Annotated in this window: 14 protein-coding genes; 3 read left to right on the forward strand and 11 right to left on the reverse strand. The window is 60.2% G+C overall.

Annotation, left to right across the window (positions count from 1 at the left end):
- Positions 1-95 precede the first annotated feature (95 nt).
- Positions 96-2,054, forward strand: coding sequence for a lipase family protein (locus AC2FFD_RS08450; protein WP_496872818.1), 1,959 nt, complete (start codon positions 96-98; stop codon positions 2,052-2,054).
- Between the two features lie 42 nt (positions 2,055-2,096).
- Here AC2FFD_RS08450 and ileS read toward each other — a convergent pair whose 3' ends face one another.
- The 6 genes from ileS to AC2FFD_RS08480 all read right to left on the reverse strand — a co-directional run bounded on the left by ileS (position 2,097) and on the right by AC2FFD_RS08480 (position 11,682).
- Complete coding sequence (gene ileS, locus AC2FFD_RS08455) at positions 2,097-5,009, reverse strand: isoleucine--tRNA ligase (protein ID WP_496872819.1); 2,913 nt, start codon at positions 5,007-5,009, stop codon at positions 2,097-2,099.
- A 165-nt stretch (positions 5,010-5,174) separates the two neighbouring features.
- Positions 5,175-7,883 (reverse strand): DUF2339 domain-containing protein, encoded by a 2,709-nt coding sequence (locus AC2FFD_RS08460; RefSeq protein ID WP_496872820.1) that lies wholly within the window; start codon positions 7,881-7,883, stop codon positions 5,175-5,177.
- 178 nt (positions 7,884-8,061) lie between these two features.
- Entirely contained in the window at positions 8,062-8,772 is a 711-nt protein-coding gene (locus tag AC2FFD_RS08465) for a VIT1/CCC1 transporter family protein (protein ID WP_496872821.1), read from the reverse strand.
- A gap of 60 nt (positions 8,773-8,832) precedes the next feature.
- Complete coding sequence (locus AC2FFD_RS08470; RefSeq protein WP_425079804.1) at positions 8,833-9,822, reverse strand: YcjF family protein; 990 nt, start codon at positions 9,820-9,822, stop codon at positions 8,833-8,835.
- Entirely contained in the window at positions 9,815-10,270 is a 456-nt protein-coding gene (locus AC2FFD_RS08475) for a GNAT family N-acetyltransferase (RefSeq protein ID WP_496872822.1), read from the reverse strand. The genes AC2FFD_RS08470 and AC2FFD_RS08475 overlap by 8 nt, the downstream gene beginning before the upstream one ends.
- Complete coding sequence (locus AC2FFD_RS08480; protein WP_496872823.1) at positions 10,267-11,682, reverse strand: YcjX family GTP-binding protein; 1,416 nt, start codon at positions 11,680-11,682, stop codon at positions 10,267-10,269. Before AC2FFD_RS08480 ends, AC2FFD_RS08475 begins: the two co-directional genes overlap by 4 nt.
- Positions 11,683-11,789: 107 nt before the next feature.
- Here AC2FFD_RS08480 and truA point away from each other — a divergent pair, with 107 nt between their 5' ends.
- Positions 11,790-12,557 (forward strand): tRNA pseudouridine(38-40) synthase TruA, encoded by a 768-nt coding sequence (gene truA, locus AC2FFD_RS08485; protein WP_496872824.1) that lies wholly within the window; start codon positions 11,790-11,792, stop codon positions 12,555-12,557.
- 1 nt (position 12,558) lies between these two features.
- On the opposite strand, the gene AC2FFD_RS08490 is transcribed toward truA, so the two are convergent.
- The 4 genes from AC2FFD_RS08490 to AC2FFD_RS08505 form a co-directional block, all read right to left on the reverse strand.
- Positions 12,559-13,494, reverse strand: coding sequence for a nickel/cobalt transporter (locus tag AC2FFD_RS08490; protein ID WP_496872825.1), 936 nt, complete (start codon positions 13,492-13,494; stop codon positions 12,559-12,561).
- Positions 13,479-14,126 (reverse strand): DUF1007 family protein, encoded by a 648-nt coding sequence (locus AC2FFD_RS08495; protein ID WP_496872826.1) that lies wholly within the window; start codon positions 14,124-14,126, stop codon positions 13,479-13,481. The genes AC2FFD_RS08490 and AC2FFD_RS08495 overlap by 16 nt, the downstream gene beginning before the upstream one ends.
- Positions 14,127-14,198: 72 nt before the next feature.
- A complete protein-coding gene (locus AC2FFD_RS08500; RefSeq protein WP_496872827.1) occupies positions 14,199-15,005 on the reverse strand; it encodes a thioesterase family protein in 807 nt (268 codons plus the stop codon).
- Positions 15,006-15,061: 56 nt separating this feature from the next.
- A complete protein-coding gene (locus AC2FFD_RS08505) occupies positions 15,062-15,241 on the reverse strand; it encodes a hypothetical protein (protein WP_496872828.1) in 180 nt (59 codons plus the stop codon).
- A gap of 130 nt (positions 15,242-15,371) precedes the next feature.
- On the opposite strand from AC2FFD_RS08505, the gene AC2FFD_RS08510 reads away from it, so the two are divergent.
- Positions 15,372-16,307 (forward strand): 2-hydroxyacid dehydrogenase, encoded by a 936-nt coding sequence (locus AC2FFD_RS08510; protein WP_496872829.1) that lies wholly within the window; start codon positions 15,372-15,374, stop codon positions 16,305-16,307.
- Positions 16,308-16,322: 15 nt separating this feature from the next.
- Here AC2FFD_RS08510 and AC2FFD_RS08515 read toward each other — a convergent pair whose 3' ends face one another.
- Positions 16,323-16,679 (reverse strand): hypothetical protein, encoded by a 357-nt coding sequence (locus AC2FFD_RS08515; RefSeq protein ID WP_257600193.1) that lies wholly within the window; start codon positions 16,677-16,679, stop codon positions 16,323-16,325.
- Positions 16,680-16,693: the final 14 nt, after the last annotated feature.

The following is a 16,693-nucleotide window of genomic DNA, read 5'->3' on the forward strand; positions in this document are numbered from 1 at the left end:
GGGAGCGTGCAAGGCTACGCAAAACGTCATTTTTGGGCATTGGTGCCATTCATGATATGCTTCTGTCGTTACTTAAAGAGATTTTGGAGAACGCAATGGGTCGGCATTTGATCCTCACGGTACATGGAATCGGTGAACAAAAACCCGGCGAAACCGTCGACCAGGTGGTCGGCGCGGCCACAACCTGGCTGGATGGAAACCCCAGACCACCGATCGAAGTCGAACGCGGCATGATCGAACTTGCCGAATCCACCTTCGACGGAAATCCAAGAAATGCAGAGCTGTTCGAAGTCAATCTGCGCACGGTGACCGACCCGGCCGTTCCTCAGGATAAGGCCCTGTTTGCCGAAGTGTATTGGGCTGATCGCTCTCCGGCCCCGAAAGGAGCGATCAAAACCGTGCTGGATCTGATCTGGGTCGTTCTGGCGTTGGGATATCTGGCGATGGACAATGTCGAGCAAACCCACAGCCGCAGGGGCGTTGCCTCGGACCAACCAAATGGCAGGAATACACTGGCGGCACAGCTGGTACATCTTTTCACATGGATCTTCTTCGGTGCGGTTGCGACGCTGAACGTCTTTTTGCTGATCGGTGCCGCAGCGGTCATGACCGACCGGATACCTGTCTCGGTTTTCCAGAACCCTACCCTGTTGTTCTGGCTGCTGTTCGGGCTGTACGCCGGCGGGGCCATCGTCGGGCTGGGGCAAGGCCGATCCGCGCCGACCTATCTCTGGCGGGTTTTCTGGCGCGGAATGCTCGGAATAGGAACAGCACTGACCCTGTGCCTGGTCATTGGACCGCTGGGCCTGAAATTGTGGGCCTGCGTCCCTTCCGACACGGAAAGCTGCCCACCGGCCCTGGAGCAATTCGTGGCTTTTCAGGTTTTTCTGCTGTCCATCTTCTGGGCTGTACTTATCTTCCTGACGATCATCCTTTACGCGCTGTCTCTGGCGAAACTTCAGATCAATGATACGCTAACCGAGCACAGGCGCCTGTACCCCAGCATATGCGCAGGCATGCTGGTTTTCTGGATGTTCTTCATTTCCGGTCTCTGGTTGACCATAGAGCAATTGCTGGAAACTGTTACGGGCCTGTCCGGCGGTCAACTGCAACGTCTTTTTGAAAGCAATTTGAACGAGTCCATCGAAACACTCAGCGTGGCCTTTGTGGCCATCGTTCTGTTGGGGTTCGTTGGCGTCGGGCTTTTTGCAGGCCGCAAGACATACAAGGCCAACCTTCACACCCGCAGCGGTCTGATCAGCCGGGCGATTGTGAACCGGCTGGCACAGTGGGTCTTTCTGTTTGGTACAATCGTGCTGGTTCTGGTCACGATCCGAGAGATCGCGGCCAACCAGAATTTTGAGGCCGCATGCAACGTGGGAATAGGTGAAACCAACCTGATCTCTTGGGCTTTGGACAGGTTGGCCTGTTCGCAGGGCGAAATCGGCCTGGTCGTTCTTGGTGCAACTGCATTGATGTACCGGTTTTCTGATTTTGTTTCCGCCGGGCTGGGCGTGGCACGGGATATCGTCACCTACGCCATTCGCGACAAGTGCTATCTGGGAAAAGACCTGGAAACGCGGCAACGCAACTATCCGGATCGCAAGGCGATAGACGAGCGTTTCTATCGCACCTTGTACTATGTTCTCGATATCTTTCCAGCGGATCATATCACGGTGATATCCCATTCGCAGGGCACCGTGATTGCCACACAGATGCTTACGGACCCACGTGTCCAAAAGCGTATTGGCAACCGACCTCTGACTCTCGTTACGATGGGTTCCCCGGTCACGCATATTTATCAGCGCTATTTTCCCGAAATGTTCACACTTGCGGCCAGTCATCTGAACGCCGCGTGGTTCAACATCTTCCGGCAGGACGATTTTGTTGGAACGGAAATCGAGGGGGGGCTGATTTTTGCGAACCGGAACATCCCGGTCGATCCCGGAGGGCATACCGGCTACTTCACGGATTACCAGGTTTGGAAAGCGCTGACGGACCCTGCCATTGGCTTTGATCTGTTCAATCCTGTCCCGCAGGCAGTGCAGACATAGGCAGGAAAGCCCCCCCGAGTGAACCCGAGGGGGCGAATTGACTCATCCAAGCGCTTCGTCACAGCGCCCGCAGACGCCCGCGTGGGTGTGACGGCCCACATCAGGCAGGATTTTCCAGCAGCGCTGACATTTCTCGCCTTCTGCTTTTTCGAATACGACGGCAACGCCTTCGATTTCCGGCACACGGAACGCCTCGGCCGGGGCGGGATCGCCGGTCACCGTCAGGCCCGAAGTGATGCACATGTCGTCCACGTCGAACGTGGCCAGCAGATCGCGGGTATCGCCATCCTCGACATGCACGATCGGTGCCGCTTCGAGGCTGGAACCGATCACCTTGTCCTGACGCTGAACCTCGAGCGCGGCGGTCACGGCCCGGCGCACACGGCGCACCTTGGCCATGTTGGCCTCAAGCTCGGCATCGCGCCAATCGGCCGGTGTGTCCGGGAAGTCCACCAGATGGACCGAACTGTCATCGCCCGGGAACCGTTCCAGCCAGACCTCTTCCATGGTGAAGACCAGAACCGGGGCCAGCCAGGTGGTCAGACGGTGGAACAGGATATCCAGAACAGTGCGCGCGGCGCGGCGGCGTGTGCTATCCCCGTCGCAGTACAAAACATCCTTGCGAACGTCGAAATAGAAGGACGACAGGTCTACGGTGGCAAAGTTGAACACCGCGCTGAACACGCCCTGGAAGTCGAACGCGGCATAGCCCTTGCGGACCTGTTCGTCCAACTCGGCCAGACGGCTGAGTACCCAGCGTTCAAGGCGCGGCATGTCTGCGGGATCAACCCGATCTGCCTCGGTGAAGTCGGCCAATGATCCCAGCATGAACCGCATGGTATTGCGCAGGCGGCGATAGCTGTCGGCGGTGCCTTTCAGGATCTCCGGCCCGATCCGCTGGTCTGCGGTATAATCGGTCTGGGCCACCCACAGGCGCAGGATATCGGCGCCATATTGCTTGATGACCTCTTCCGGCACGATGGTGTTGCCCAGCGATTTGGACATCTTGTTGCCTTTGGCATCCAGTGTGAAACCGTGAGTCACCACGTTCCGGTACGGTGCGCGGCCCTTGGTGCCGCAGGCTTGCAGCATGGACGAATGGAACCAGCCGCGGTGCTGGTCGGTGCCCTCCATGAAAACATCGGCAATGCCATCCTCGGTCCCGTCCTCGCGATCCCGCAGAACGAACGCGTGGGTGGAACCCGAGTCAAACCACACATCCAGAACGTCAAAGACCTGATCGTAGTCGTCAGGATTGACGATTCCGTCGAGGATCTTTTCCTTGAAGCCGTCCGTGTACCAGACGTCTGCGCCGTCCTTTTCGAACGCCGCCTTGATGCGGGCGTTGAGTTCGGCGTTGCGCAGCAGGTAATCCGCATCGGTGGGCAGAGCGCCCTTCTTGGTGAAGCACGTCAGCGGCACACCCCATGCACGCTGGCGCGACAGAACCCAATCCGGGCGTGCTTCGATCATCGAATACAGACGGTTGCGGCCGGACTGCGGCGTCCACTTCACCAGCTCGTCAATCGACCGCAGGGCACGTTCGCGGATGGTGTCGCCCATCTCTCCCATGCCGTCATCCAGCTTGCGGTCGACGGATGCGAACCACTGAGGCGTGTTGCGGTAGATGATCGGAGCCTTGGAGCGCCACGAATGTGGATAGCTGTGCTTGATCTTGCCGCGCGCCAGCAGCCCGCCGACCTCGGCCAGCTTGTCGATGACCGCCTTGTTGGCGTCACCCTCGCCGCCCTTGCGGGACAGGATGTATTTGCCGCCAAAGAACGGCAGGTCAGCGCGGAACGAGCCGTCATTCATCACGTTATAGGTGATGACCTGCTCCAGCATGCCCAGATCACGGTACAGCTCGAATTCCTCCATCCCGTGGGACGGTGCACAATGGACGAATCCGGTGCCTTCGGTATCGGTCACGAAGTCAGCGGCGCGGAAATCGCGGATGTCGTCCCATTCACCGTTGCCGCCTTCGGCCCCAGCCAACGGGTGAAGCAGTTGAACGCTCTCCAATTCGTCAGCGGTCACGTCGCGCACACGGGTCCACTGATCGTCGTTCAGACGGGCACGGCCCAGTACATCGGCGGCCAGGTTGTCGGCCAACAGGAACCTGTCGCCCACTTTGGCCCAGCATTCCTCGGGCGTGTCAGTAACTTCGTAGAGACCGTAGGAAATGTCCTTGCCATAGACGACGGCCTTGTTCGACGGCATGGTCCATGGGGTCGTCGTCCAGATCACCACATAGGCATCATCAAGATCGCCCGCATTCACGACCTTGAACTTCACCCAGATGGTGAAGCTTTCCTTGTCGTGATACTCGACCTCGGCCTCGGCCAGCGCCGTCTTTTCGATCGGCGACCACATAACGGGTTTCGAGCCCTGATAAAGCGTGCCGTTCATCAGGAACTTCATGAACTCGTCCGCGATCACGGCTTCGGCGTGATAGTCCATTGTGATATAGGGATCGGCCCAGTTGCCGGTGATGCCCAGGCGCTTGAACTCTTCGCGCTGGATGTCGATCCAGCCTTCGGCGAACTTGCGGCATTCCTGACGGAAGTCGACGATGTTCACCTCGTCCTTGTTCTTGCCCTTCTTGCGGTACTGTTCCTCGATCTTCCATTCGATCGGCAGGCCGTGACAGTCCCAGCCGGGGACGTATCGCGCGTCAAAGCCCATCATCTGATGGGAGCGCACGATCATGTCCTTGATAGTCTTGTTCAACGCGTGGCCGATATGCAGATGACCATTCGCGTAAGGGGGGCCATCGTGCAGGGTAAAGGGTGTGCGGCCCTTTTTCTCGCGCAGGCGGTCATAGACGCCGATGGTCTCCCACCGTTCCAGCCATGCGGGTTCGCGTTTCGGCAGGCCGGCGCGCATGGGGAAATCGGTTTTGGGCAGGTTCAACGTGTCTTTGTAGTCAGGTGTCTGGATCGTGTCGGCGCACATTTGGGGCGTCCTTTGGATGATCTGGTCGTCTATTGGATCGAAGCGGTCGGTGCGAAGTCTCAAACACCTTTGCCCGGCGTCTCGCGATATCAGAGCGCCGGGGATATAATTCGAATAATGATGGCCATCCGGTCATGCATGGCCGCGCTTATATGACGCCTGCACCTAATGGTCCAGAGGTTCTGCCCGCTGCGGCGAATGGCGCAGTTTCGCCCACCGGTTCAGCCACGCAAGACCGGCCAGCGCAAGGCCCAGCGCCAACAGCGAAAACACCCGGATCAGCCCCCCCAGACCGGCGATGTCGATCAGGAAGACCTTGGCAACCGCCAACCCGATCACTGCCAGCCCGGCCTTGCGCATAAGGTCGGATCGGCGGGCCAGAGATTGATAGAACAGAGCGGCCCCGATCAGCAGTAGAACGATGGTATAGGTGTAGAGCTCGGGCTGCGTGACGCCGTTGCCTTCATACATACCCGCCGCGCCCTGCCAGACGTGACGGATCGTCAAACCCAACCAAACTGCGGCCAACACCCCTGCAACGGCAAAGCTTGCTTGCATGATCGGTCTCGGCATTTCCCGGATCCTCCAGGCCGAACCGCCGATGGCCAATGCGGGCAACAGATAGGCAACGGCCAGCGTATTCAAAACCGGCGGCCCAAGCACCGGATCTGCATTCGGATCAAACAAGGGGTTCTGGTCCGCCAATGCCAGCAACAGATAGAATAGGCCATGAGCCGCAAAGAACAGAGCAAGCAGGTATCGCAGGTAGTTCAGTTTGCCACCCAGCCCGAACCTCTGCACCTGCGCGAACGCAAGCAAAAGCCAGATGACGGCCAGCAGACCCAGGCCCCAATGGCTGTTGTCAGCGCCGCCCTCTCCGAAGCCTTCGAGCCAACGCAGCAGCAGCAATGAAAGCAGGATACCCGCTGTCGCCCAGGCCGCGCTTTCCAGCAGCAGCGCCGCCAGAGGGCGCTTCAACGGACGCAAAAGCCACCAGCCCACGACAAATCCCAATGTGGCCGCGCCATAGACCATCGCCATCTCAGACACCGGAGCGGAATTGGCCCAGTCCAGCCCGGGATCAAGCACCAGACGCACCGTGACGGTAAAGACACCCGCCCAGATGAACCAGCTCATCGGCGGCAGGATGAACCTGCGGTCCAACGCTGCGGCAACCACGACACTGGCGACCAGAGCAACCGTGAGCGCCGATGAACTGAGCACGATGACGCAAGCGAACACCAGACACGACAGCGCGGACAGAGTGGCCAGAGCCGCTCGCATCCGGTCATCGCCGTCAACACGGGCAAAACGTTCTGCCAGAACCACCATCAGCACCGCCAGTGCGATCGCATGGAGCGCCCAGGGGTAGGCTCCTATCACCGAAGCCGGATGCCAGCCTATTTCCAGCGCGATGGCCAGCACAGGGGCAAAAAGCGCGGCTCCTCCGGCCCAGACGGCGCGATACTGGCTTGTCGTGAATGACCGCCAGGCCATCAGGGCCGACATCAAACCTCCCAAGGCGACCAGAACAGTCACCACCATCGGATAGTCGGCCTCGGGTGTTTCCGCGTAAGTGTCCGCGAACCTGTCCAGAACCGCGCCGTTCTCAAGCCCGTGAGAGGCGACAAAGACCACCAGACCGGCCGCAGGCAGGACAGTCAGGTCCCGGAGGGCCGGTGCATCCTTGGCCCATAGGAGCAACGCCAGAACGAGGGTGGACAACAGGCTGACGCCCAACCAGAATTCGGGTTCCGTATCCGCCCAATGCCAGGACAGGATCACCGTACTTGCCGCGATGGCCCCGGCAGCCAGACGGGTTGGGAATTCGGGCCAGGGGCGAACCTTGGGATGGCGGATCATCTCAGACAGCATGGGGCCCGCGTGATTAGGCCAAATGCGCCGCACCGGGATGGCGGTTGCCAAAAGCGCCAGCACCGTTGCGGCGATCAGGTATCCCGATTCCGTACTCGGCGCCCCGGTCACCAGAAGCAGGTTCGCCGCATAGGCCCCGAACAGCGTCAGGACCGAGATCCATGCCCAGCGCCGTACCGTGTCGATACCCAGCCCCAAGACGGCAACCAGCAGGAAATACGCATAAAGCCAAGAGGGATCATCAGACGCGCCCCCAACCAGGAAAGGAGCGGCAAAGGCTCCGATCAGACCGACCGCAGCCAGCAGCGGACCGTGGAACCACCCCAAAACAAGGCCCACCAGCGCGACAACGACCATCCCTGCCAGTGCCGTTTCGGCACCGATCAGGTTGTACAGCTGGCGCGCGGACAGGATGGCCCCGAACAAAGTGACAAGCCCGGCACCGGAAAAGACCGAGGGCAAATAGGCAGTGGCCGCCGCTTCGTCATCCCCGAATTTACGGCGCAACACCTCGCCTGCAAGGATCAGAACAGCGCCGAAACCCAGGGCCGCTAAAACACGGGCCGCCGGAGGCAGCAAACCGTTTTCGACGCCGTATTGCACAAGGAAAATACCGGCCAGCGCCAGAGACAGGGCCGAAACCACATAAAACCAGTTCTCGCGCAGCCACGCGCCCAAAGCCGCAAACCTGTCATGGCGAAACACGACAGCCGGAGAAGAAACCTCTGCATCCTGAGCGTCGGCACTGTTGTCTTCCTGCCGCTTTGGTGCTGACCAGGGTGCCGGCCTGCGCGGCTTCTCTTCAGCAGCAGGTTGCGGTGCAGGCGTTTCCTGTTCCGGTTGCGGCAGGACGGTCGCATCACCTGAGGCCAAGGCGTCGATTTGCGCTTCCAGCTGCTCTACCCGGCGCCGCAAACGGGAATGCCCGACCAAAAGGGCAATCAATGTCACAGGGATGGCCAGAACAATCAGGCCAACAAGAACAAGCAGCGATTCCAACCGAGTCTCCGATCCTTTTGAAGGTCAGGCTATCTTGAGCCGTCCGAAAGTGACAGTCAGGAAAGCTGTGACCCGATCTAAAACACCGAAATCGTCAGGCGCGCGATCGTTGGCCTGAAAAGGTCCGGGATCTCCGGTAACGCCTGCCGCAAGAACCGTCATCCCAGCGCTGCAAAACTCATGGGTGGAACAGGGACCCGACGAGATACGCGATCAGCGCGGCCAGCCCGCCGATAAAAAACGTCTCGATCCCCGACCGCCACCAGGGGGCCAGTGACCACCGGCTTTTGAGCGCGCCAATCGCAAAGAATACAGCCATGGTCATCCAGGCCGAGATCGCAAATGCGTTTGGCAAGGACGCCAGGAACGGCAGCAAAGGGATCATCCCCGCCACCAGAAACGCAAAGAAGGTAGCCAATGCGGCTTTCATTGGATGCGGGTCGACACTGCCCAGACCATATTCACCTTCGATCATCAGGTTGATCCAGTTTTCGGTGCTCGAGGTGATCTCTGCCGTGGCCTCATTCAGAATGCCGCCAGACAGCCCTTTTTGCGCAAGGATCTCTCGCACTTCTTCGCGCTCGCCATCCGGGTACAACGCAATGTGGCGTTCCTCGACCGCGCGGATGCGGCGAATGTTGTCCAGTTCGGCCTTGGTGCCCGAATAATTGCCCGCAGCCATCGAAAACCCGTCAGCCAGAACATTCGCCAGGCCAAGCGCCACGATAACGAACGGGGAAAGACCTGCCCCTGCAACGCCTGCCACAATGGCAAATGTGGTGACGGACCCGTCGATGCCGCCATAGACGACATCGCGCAACACACCTCGTCCAGGCGGTGCGTTGATCCGTTCGGCGATTTCCTGCGGGCTGTGACCGTGATCCGTCATGGCTGGCTCCTTTGACACTTTCAGTGTGTCGAAGCGCAGGCCGGGGCGCCTTGCTTTGGATCAACCCTTGGAAAACAGGCCCTGCAAGGCGCGTTTGATGATGCCCCGCGTCGAAGGTTTGTGCCTGTCCGAGAAGGGCAGCGGACGGCACACCTCCATCGCGGCCACACCCACACGGGCGCTGAGCGCCCCGTTGACCAGACCCTCTCCGAACCGGCGGGACAGTTTGCTTAAAACGGAACCGCCCAGGACAGGCTCCAGCAGATCATCGCCGACGGCCACGGCCCCTGTCGCCACCAGATGCACAAATACACTGCGGGTCAGACGCCAGCCGCCCAGCGCACCCGCACGCCCGCCATAGATTTCCGCAACCCGGCGGATCATCCGCAACGACGCGGCCAGCGCGGTTATCACATCCGCAAGCGCCAATGGCACCAATGCGGTTACGGTTGCAACTTGCCGGGCCGCGGCCTCGACCTCGCGGCTGGCTGCTTGATCCAGAGGGGCCAGCAGTTCATCTTCGGCAAGTTCCAGCAGAGCTGACGCATCGAACTGGTCCGCCATCCGCTCGGTCAATCGTTCGCGGCCCCAGCGCGTGTCTTCCCGGCCTTTGTAGAATGCGATGATACGGTTGGTGACCGCACGGGCCTGAGCCAGATCGTCCTCGGCCAATGCGGTGTCTGCGGCCCGACGCAGGCCATCTACGCGGGACAATCGCCCCAATGCGGCCAGTTCACGGACAGCGATCATAAGCGCCACAAGAACCAGCGCGGCGATCAATCCGGTTACGATCCAACCCAATACAGGTGTCCGCGCCACCAGCGAGGTTGCAAAATCCCACGCGGCCACCGATACGGCCGCCCCGACCACTGCCAGGGCCAGCCCCCAGAACCAGCGTGCCAGAGCCGATGGTTTGCGCGCCGCCAGCCGTGCCGCGCTTTGCATCGCCTGCCCTTGCGGTTGCGCGATGTCCGGCACCGGCGGGGCCTTGGCGACATCGGCAGGGGGCTCATCCGTTTCAAGATCGATCAAAACCGGGCCTTTAGCCATGGATCACACCCTCACTGCGCCAGACAAACAATATGTCCGGCAGGTTTTCGTCATTATCCGCCCCATCGCTGCGGGCCACCTCGGCAAAGCCGTTACGTTCATAAAACCGGCACGCTCGGGCGTTGTCCTGAAACGCGTACAAGCTCAGCTCTGAGCGGGCCGATTTGGCATGATCCAGCAATTGCCGGCCAATCCCGCGGCCCCGAACCGAAACATCCAGATAAAGCGAATGGATTTCACGACCGTCGAGCGCCAAAAAACCTACAACGCCGGCCTCGGTTTCAGCCACGGTCACCCATTCCTGATCAATCATTCGACCGCAGAAGGCGATGGTCTCGGCGCAGCTGTGCAATTCAGGCATCCAGTCGTTTTCCAGGGCGAAGCCATGCAGGATTGTCCCGATGGTACCTGCATCCGTTGGGCGTGCGGGACGCAGAAGTACCGTCACAACCGATCTCCAATCAAAAACTGGGCGGCACGGTCCAGTCGGATATGCGGCGGGCCGTCACCGGGTTTCATGGTCAGCCGGGCCGGGGCAAAGGCCATGAAGCCGTAGTCTTCGCCCAACCACGTATCAGCCCCATTTCGGGCCGGGCCCAGCAGATGCGCTGGATCCTCGGGCAATTCACCGGGGTAGAAGGCAGCCTGTTTCCCATTATCCAACAAGGTACCCCGAACGCATGGCAATTCTGTCCCGTTGTGATTGCGCAATTCTTCGGTCGTTGCGCGCAGCGATGCCAGAGACAGGGCCTCGGTCCGGGCCCCGGCGAAACTCGCCCGATCGCGCGCCTCGCGCGTCAATGCTTCAATGATCGCGGTCAGGCGGGGATGCTGGGTGTGATGCAAATGGTCGGCTTTTGTCGCCGCAAACAAAATGCGTTCGACCCGCTTGCCCAACAGCAATTGGCTGAGCCACGCATTTCGGCCGGGGCGAAAGGCCGACAGGATATCAGCCATGGCGCGGCGCATATCCTCGACCGCCTGCGGTCCCTTGTGAATTGCGCCCAGCGCGTCAACCAGAACCACCTGCCGGTCGATCCGCGAGAAGTGATCCCGAAAAAACGGTTTCACGACCTGCGCTTTGTAAGCTTCAAATCGCCGTTCCATCTCGCGCTGAAGCGTTCTGCGCCGCGACGGGCCAGACACCACCAACGGCGCAAAGGTCAGAACCGGAGAGCCTGCCAGATCGCCCGGCAACAGGAAACGCCCGGGGGTACAGTCGTAGTACCCCGCTTCACGCGCCTGATTGAGATAGGTCGTGAAAGACGATGCCAGCGCTTGCGCCGTCGGCTCGTCATGTGCGCCGGACGGGTCTGCGGCATTGACCTGGGCCAGATACCCGGCAGCCTCCGAGCGGGCCTCGATACGTGTCAGTGTTTCCCGAGACCAGTCTGCATACGACTTGTCCAGCAAGGCCAGATCCAGAAGCCATTCGCCGGGGTAATCGACAATGTCCAGATGAACGGTGCGCGGTCCCTGCAAGCCAGCAAGCAAGCCGGCTGGGCGGGCTTTGAAGGACAGGCGCAGTTCTGACACCGCGCGCGTGCTGTCCGGCCAGTGCGGTGTCGGACCGGTCAGGGCGGACAGGTGCGTTTCATAATCGAACCGGGGCACGGTGTCATCGGGCTGCGGTTGCAGATAGGCGGCGTTGATCCGTCCTTCCTGCTGCGCAACCAACCCGGTCATACGCCCCCGATCCAGCAGGTTCGCCACCAGCGAGGTGATGAAAACCGTCTTGCCCGACCGCGCCAACCCGGTGACACCCAGGCGGATGACAGGCTCAAAAAACGTCTCGGAGACGCTGTCGCCGATGGTTTCGACGCCGCGCACAAGACTGTCTGCCAGTGATGAGATGACCAATCCGTCGCCCCGCAATTATCGTTTCACCCAAGATAGGTAGAGGGTACCGCACATACCAGCGCTTTCGCCCCCTTGCCCGTTCCCGCGCCGCGCTGTACCAGCGGCACATGCCCAGATACGCGTTGAAAGTCGAATACCAGGGGGAGCCGTTTGCCGGATGGCAGCGGCAAAAGGATCAACCGTCCGTGCAGGGGGCAATCGAACAGGCCCTGTCCCGCATTCAACCGGGTGCGCATACGATTGCTGCCGCAGGGCGCACCGACGCAGGTGTTCATGCATTGGGACAGGTTGCTCATTGCGACATGGCCAAGGACTGGAATCCGTTCCGCCTGTCCGAGGCGCTGAACTATCACCTCAAACCGCAGCCGGTGGCGATTGTTGAGGCAGCACGGGTCGACGCGGATTGGCACGCCCGGTTTTCGGCGGTCGAACGGCAATACCTGTTCCGCATCCTGATGCGGCGCGCGCCTGCAACCCATGACAAAGGGCAGGTTTGGCAGATCAATCATCCGCTGGATGTCGAGGCCATGCAGGAAGGGGCGAACATGCTGCTGGGTCGCCATGATTTCACGACCTTCAGGTCGTCGATTTGTCAGGCGGCCAGCCCGGTCAAAACTCTGGATGAGTTGCGGGTTGAACAGGTTCAGGGATTTTCCGGCCCCGAGGTCCATTTCCACGTTAGGGCACGGTCATTCCTGCACAATCAGGTGCGCAGTTTCGTCGGAACCCTGGAACGTGTGGGCGCCGGCGCGTGGACCCCGGAAGATGTTCGCGAGGCGTTGGAAGCCGCCAACCGTGCGGCCTGCGGGCCAGTGTGCCCGCCGCAAGGGCTGTATCTGGCGCGGGTTGGTTACCCGGAACCGGTATTCGACTGACCTAAATCGCTCGCAGAAGCAAGCCACTTGCGATCACGGCAATGATCAGCCCGGCGACCAGTTCGATGGTTGGGGCCAACACCGATGCGAACCGTGTGGCCGAGGCTGAGGCCAGCAGACCTCCGCGAAGGCCAAAGGACGTCCATCCCACCAAGGTCGTCACCAACGCCGTGCCCAATGCCATGGCAAAGGCCCCGGCGATACCGACCATCGCGATGCCCATCTGCCACGTCAGGATCAGCACGAACAAAGCCCCTGTGCACGGTCGCGCCGCGATGCCCGCAATCAGGATCAGGGCCTCGCGCAGTGAACCCACATTTGCAATTTCCTGCGCGGTGGGGCCATGGCGGTGACCGCAATCTGAGCAGACCTCTCCTTCGTGGTGGTGATGATGCGTGTGATCGTTTTCACGATGATGGTGATCATGGGACGACGCGGTTTTCCGTCTCCTTGCGAAACTGAGCAAGGACCGGACCACCAGCCAAAGACCGATAAGGGCAATTGCACCGTAGCTGATCGGAGCCATGACCTGTTCCGTCGTTCCAACAAGGCTTTCGCGGGACATCTGGAACACCAGCACCCCGGCATAGACCAGTACGACGGCCGTCACCGCCTGCCCGAGGCTGGACAATACACTGATCGCCGATAGCCTCCAGAAAGCAACACGCCGACCCAAACCGTAGCCCCCGATCAGGACCTTTCCGTGGCCGGGGCCGATGGCATGAAAGAACCCGTAGGCGAAACAGACCGTCAGCAGCGTTGCCACCGCCTCGGGCTGCTCGGCGCGCGCGGCACGCAAGGACCGGGCGATCTGGTTCTGGAATTCTCGTTGCTCCCCCGCGGCCCAGGCCGCAAGACTGTCAAAACCACCGCTGCCCCAGAACCAGAGCAGCAAACCGCAGGCAAGAGCAACCGGAACAATCAGGTAGCGGGACATGAAACACGGATCTCGGTCGCGAAGCTTTCACCGACCAGAGGAATATCGTTTTCCTCGAGGTCATAATCTGCGTCCAGTGTCAGCAGGAACGCCTGCATCTGCGCAAGTTGCCCGTCGATGTCCGGGTCAAACCGATCCATCCGGCACGCAACAGGGCCTGTGACGGTCACGGGCCGCGTCACCTCGTAGGCGGTGTAAAACGTCTCATCAAATGCCTTTGCGGACAATGCCGTGGCAGGCACGGCACCGGCTTCCACCGCCCTGAGATGCGTGGTGACAACGCGCCCGTCTTCAACTGTCGCGTGCGCCTCCATCGGACCGGAAAGTGCAACCGGGTTTCCGTCTGCGGTAACGACAAGATCGCCGTTGTATCCTTCCACCCACTGCGTATCGAACCCGGTCAGGAACCGTTCTTCGCTTTGTGTCAGAACGCCGTCGGCATCCTGATCCAGCTTCATGTCTTCCAGAACCAGCAACGAGTAGAATTCGTCATACGCCCAGGTCACGCGGACATGGGTCAGTTGACCAGCGTCATCCACGATGAATTCCAGCCCGGTATCAATGAAGACATGCGGGTGGGCGTTGGTCTGCATCGGCAAGCAAAGGATCAAAGTGGTTATAAGGTAACGCATGAGATCAAGATAGGTCTCCCTCCGTTTGGCGGCAACGACATTTTCAATCCCGATGCGAAATCCGGCCCGACATCAGGTCGGCGGAAACAGAACCAGTGTTTGCAGCGCAGTACCCACTGGACCTTGCGTATCAAAGAGCACGGACTGAGACATGCCGATGCCGGAAGGCTGCCAATGCGAAACCGACTCGGATGCCAGCCAGTCCGAAACCGGTTCACGGTGGATATGCACGGTCAGGTCGGTGTTCATGAACCCCATTTCCGAGGTTGGCGCGTTCCACGAGATACCGTTGCCACAATCCGCCAACGGGCACAGGGCCTGTATGGGCGACTGATCCTCGCCCTGCAAAAGCTGCGGAGTGCGCATCCAAATTGTTTTGGGCCCGGCACCCTGTTTTCCCCCTGTCGGATAGCGAATATCGCTGTAATGGGCGAAACCGGGCAATTCGTGGCGAATTTCACCTATCGGAAAAGGGCCCTCGACAACGTCCTCTATCCTCGGCGCATCTATCTCGACATTCGGCACCTGCCCCAGATCGCGCCGCAAAAGATGCATCGTGGTGGCCGTGGCGCAGAGCGTGTCATCAAGATCGTGTACCGTGACCCGCGTGGTGCCCAGCGTCTTGGTATGGCGCGTGGTCTCTGCCGCGACACGGAGCCCGGCCAATGGAAGTGGCCGCAACAAATCGACAGTCAGTCGGGTCAGCATCTTTTCGGGGCCGATTTCGGTTTCTGCGGCCCGTACGATCAAGCCGCTGACCGGCCCCGCGTGGCAATGTGCGGCAGACCACGGCCCGCGCGCGGCATCGTTGCCAATAAAGGCCCCGTCATCGCGCTGATGAAAATAGGTCTTGTCCGTAAAATCGAGCGCTTCCGCCATGTGTTCCTCGGGTCTATTCTTGTGCAAATCGTTTCAATTCATCTGGGCCCGGGTGTTTAACCACTTTCGCCATTCCGACGGCGGGGGGCGAAAATGTTGGACACACCGGCCTTGCGATCAGTTTCGCTTTCACCTCCCGGGAAACACGTGCCCTCCAGCCGCATGATCTCGAACCCGGTCATATCGGCAACGTCTTGCAGATGATCATGAATTTGCGGGGCCAGGCTGAATGTCATGTTTTCGGAATTGTCCCTGTCAAGCACCGGGTCCGGGCTATACTTTTGCCGCAAGGATGGCTTAACTGCCCGGGCCCTGTCCACCGTAGTGACGGGACGTCACCGCATCAAACCTAAGCAGGAGCCGTACATGGCGTTGTTGATCGAAACCGGGCTGTCCAACTGGATAAGTGATGACGAAATTGCCCGCAGTTTACGGGCGGTGTTGCCGGATGCGGATATTCGCACCGCGGAAACGTTGGGAAACCCGGATGACATAACGATGCTGGCCGTGGTTGATATGCAACGTGACCACCCGACGCGACTGCCCAACCTGAAACTGGTTCAAAAGCTGGGCGCAGGAGTTGAAACCATTGTCAGCCATCCCGGTCTGCCCGGTCATGTTCGCATCGCCCGCCTGAAGCCCGACGCGCCGGCGCAAGGCATTGCCGAGTGGTTTCTGGCCTATATCCTGCGCTCTCAGCGACACATGGCATTTCACGAAGCGGCCCAATCCCGCGCCGAGTGGTCCCCGCGCGCACCGGTTTTTACCCCAGACACCGTGGTCGGCGTTCTGGGTCTTGGCCACATCGGTGCCCGCACCGCGCGGATGCTGCGCGCCGTGGGCTTTCAGGTGATGGGCTGGAGCCGTACGCCCAAGGTCATTGACGGCGTAACTTGTTTGCATGGGCAGGACGCGTTGCCCGCGCTTCTAGGACAATGTGACCACGTTTGCGCGATCCTGCCCTCGACCCCTCAAACCGCTGGCCTGTTTGATGCCCGGATGCTGGCGGCGATGAAACCCGGCAGTCAGTTGCTGAACGCGGGGCGCGGAAATCTGATTGATGAGGTCGCCCTGATCGCGGCACTGGACGCAGGTATTCCGGGGCATGCCGTGTTGGACGTCACCTCGCGGGAACCCCTGCCACAAGACAGCCCGCTGTGGCGCCACCCCGGCGTGACGATCACGCCTCATGTTTCAGGCTGGCATCTGGGCGATGCGTTGTCGGATGTGGCTGAAAACTTCCAACGACTCTGTTCCGGCGCGCCCTTGCTGCATGAAGTCAATCGCGATCAGGGCTACTGAAATCTGACCTGATGATCAGGGCGTAAGGATCCAATTGCCGTTGCCGTCGTTGCAGCGGCGGGTTCGGATTTCCCTGCTTTGATCACCACCGTCCGGCTGAATCACATGCTGAAGGCCAACGCAATTTCCCTGTACCGATTGCACCCGGATTGTACCCTTGGAACCCGTGTCGTCATTCTTCCATGACCGTTCCTGACCTACGGATGGTGTGCCACTGGTCAAAAGCGCGTTCGAGGCTGCGTTTACCACTTCGAAATCTGCCGGAGACAACCCCATCTCGGCTATGATTCGGGACAGAGGCTTGGCCTCGACCACGGTGTTCATCAATAGAATGCCGCATGCGGCGACGGCGGTAAAAAATGTGGCATTCATGGCGGCCTCGCAGA

This window comes from Ruegeria sp. YTSC002, assembly GCF_059609845.1.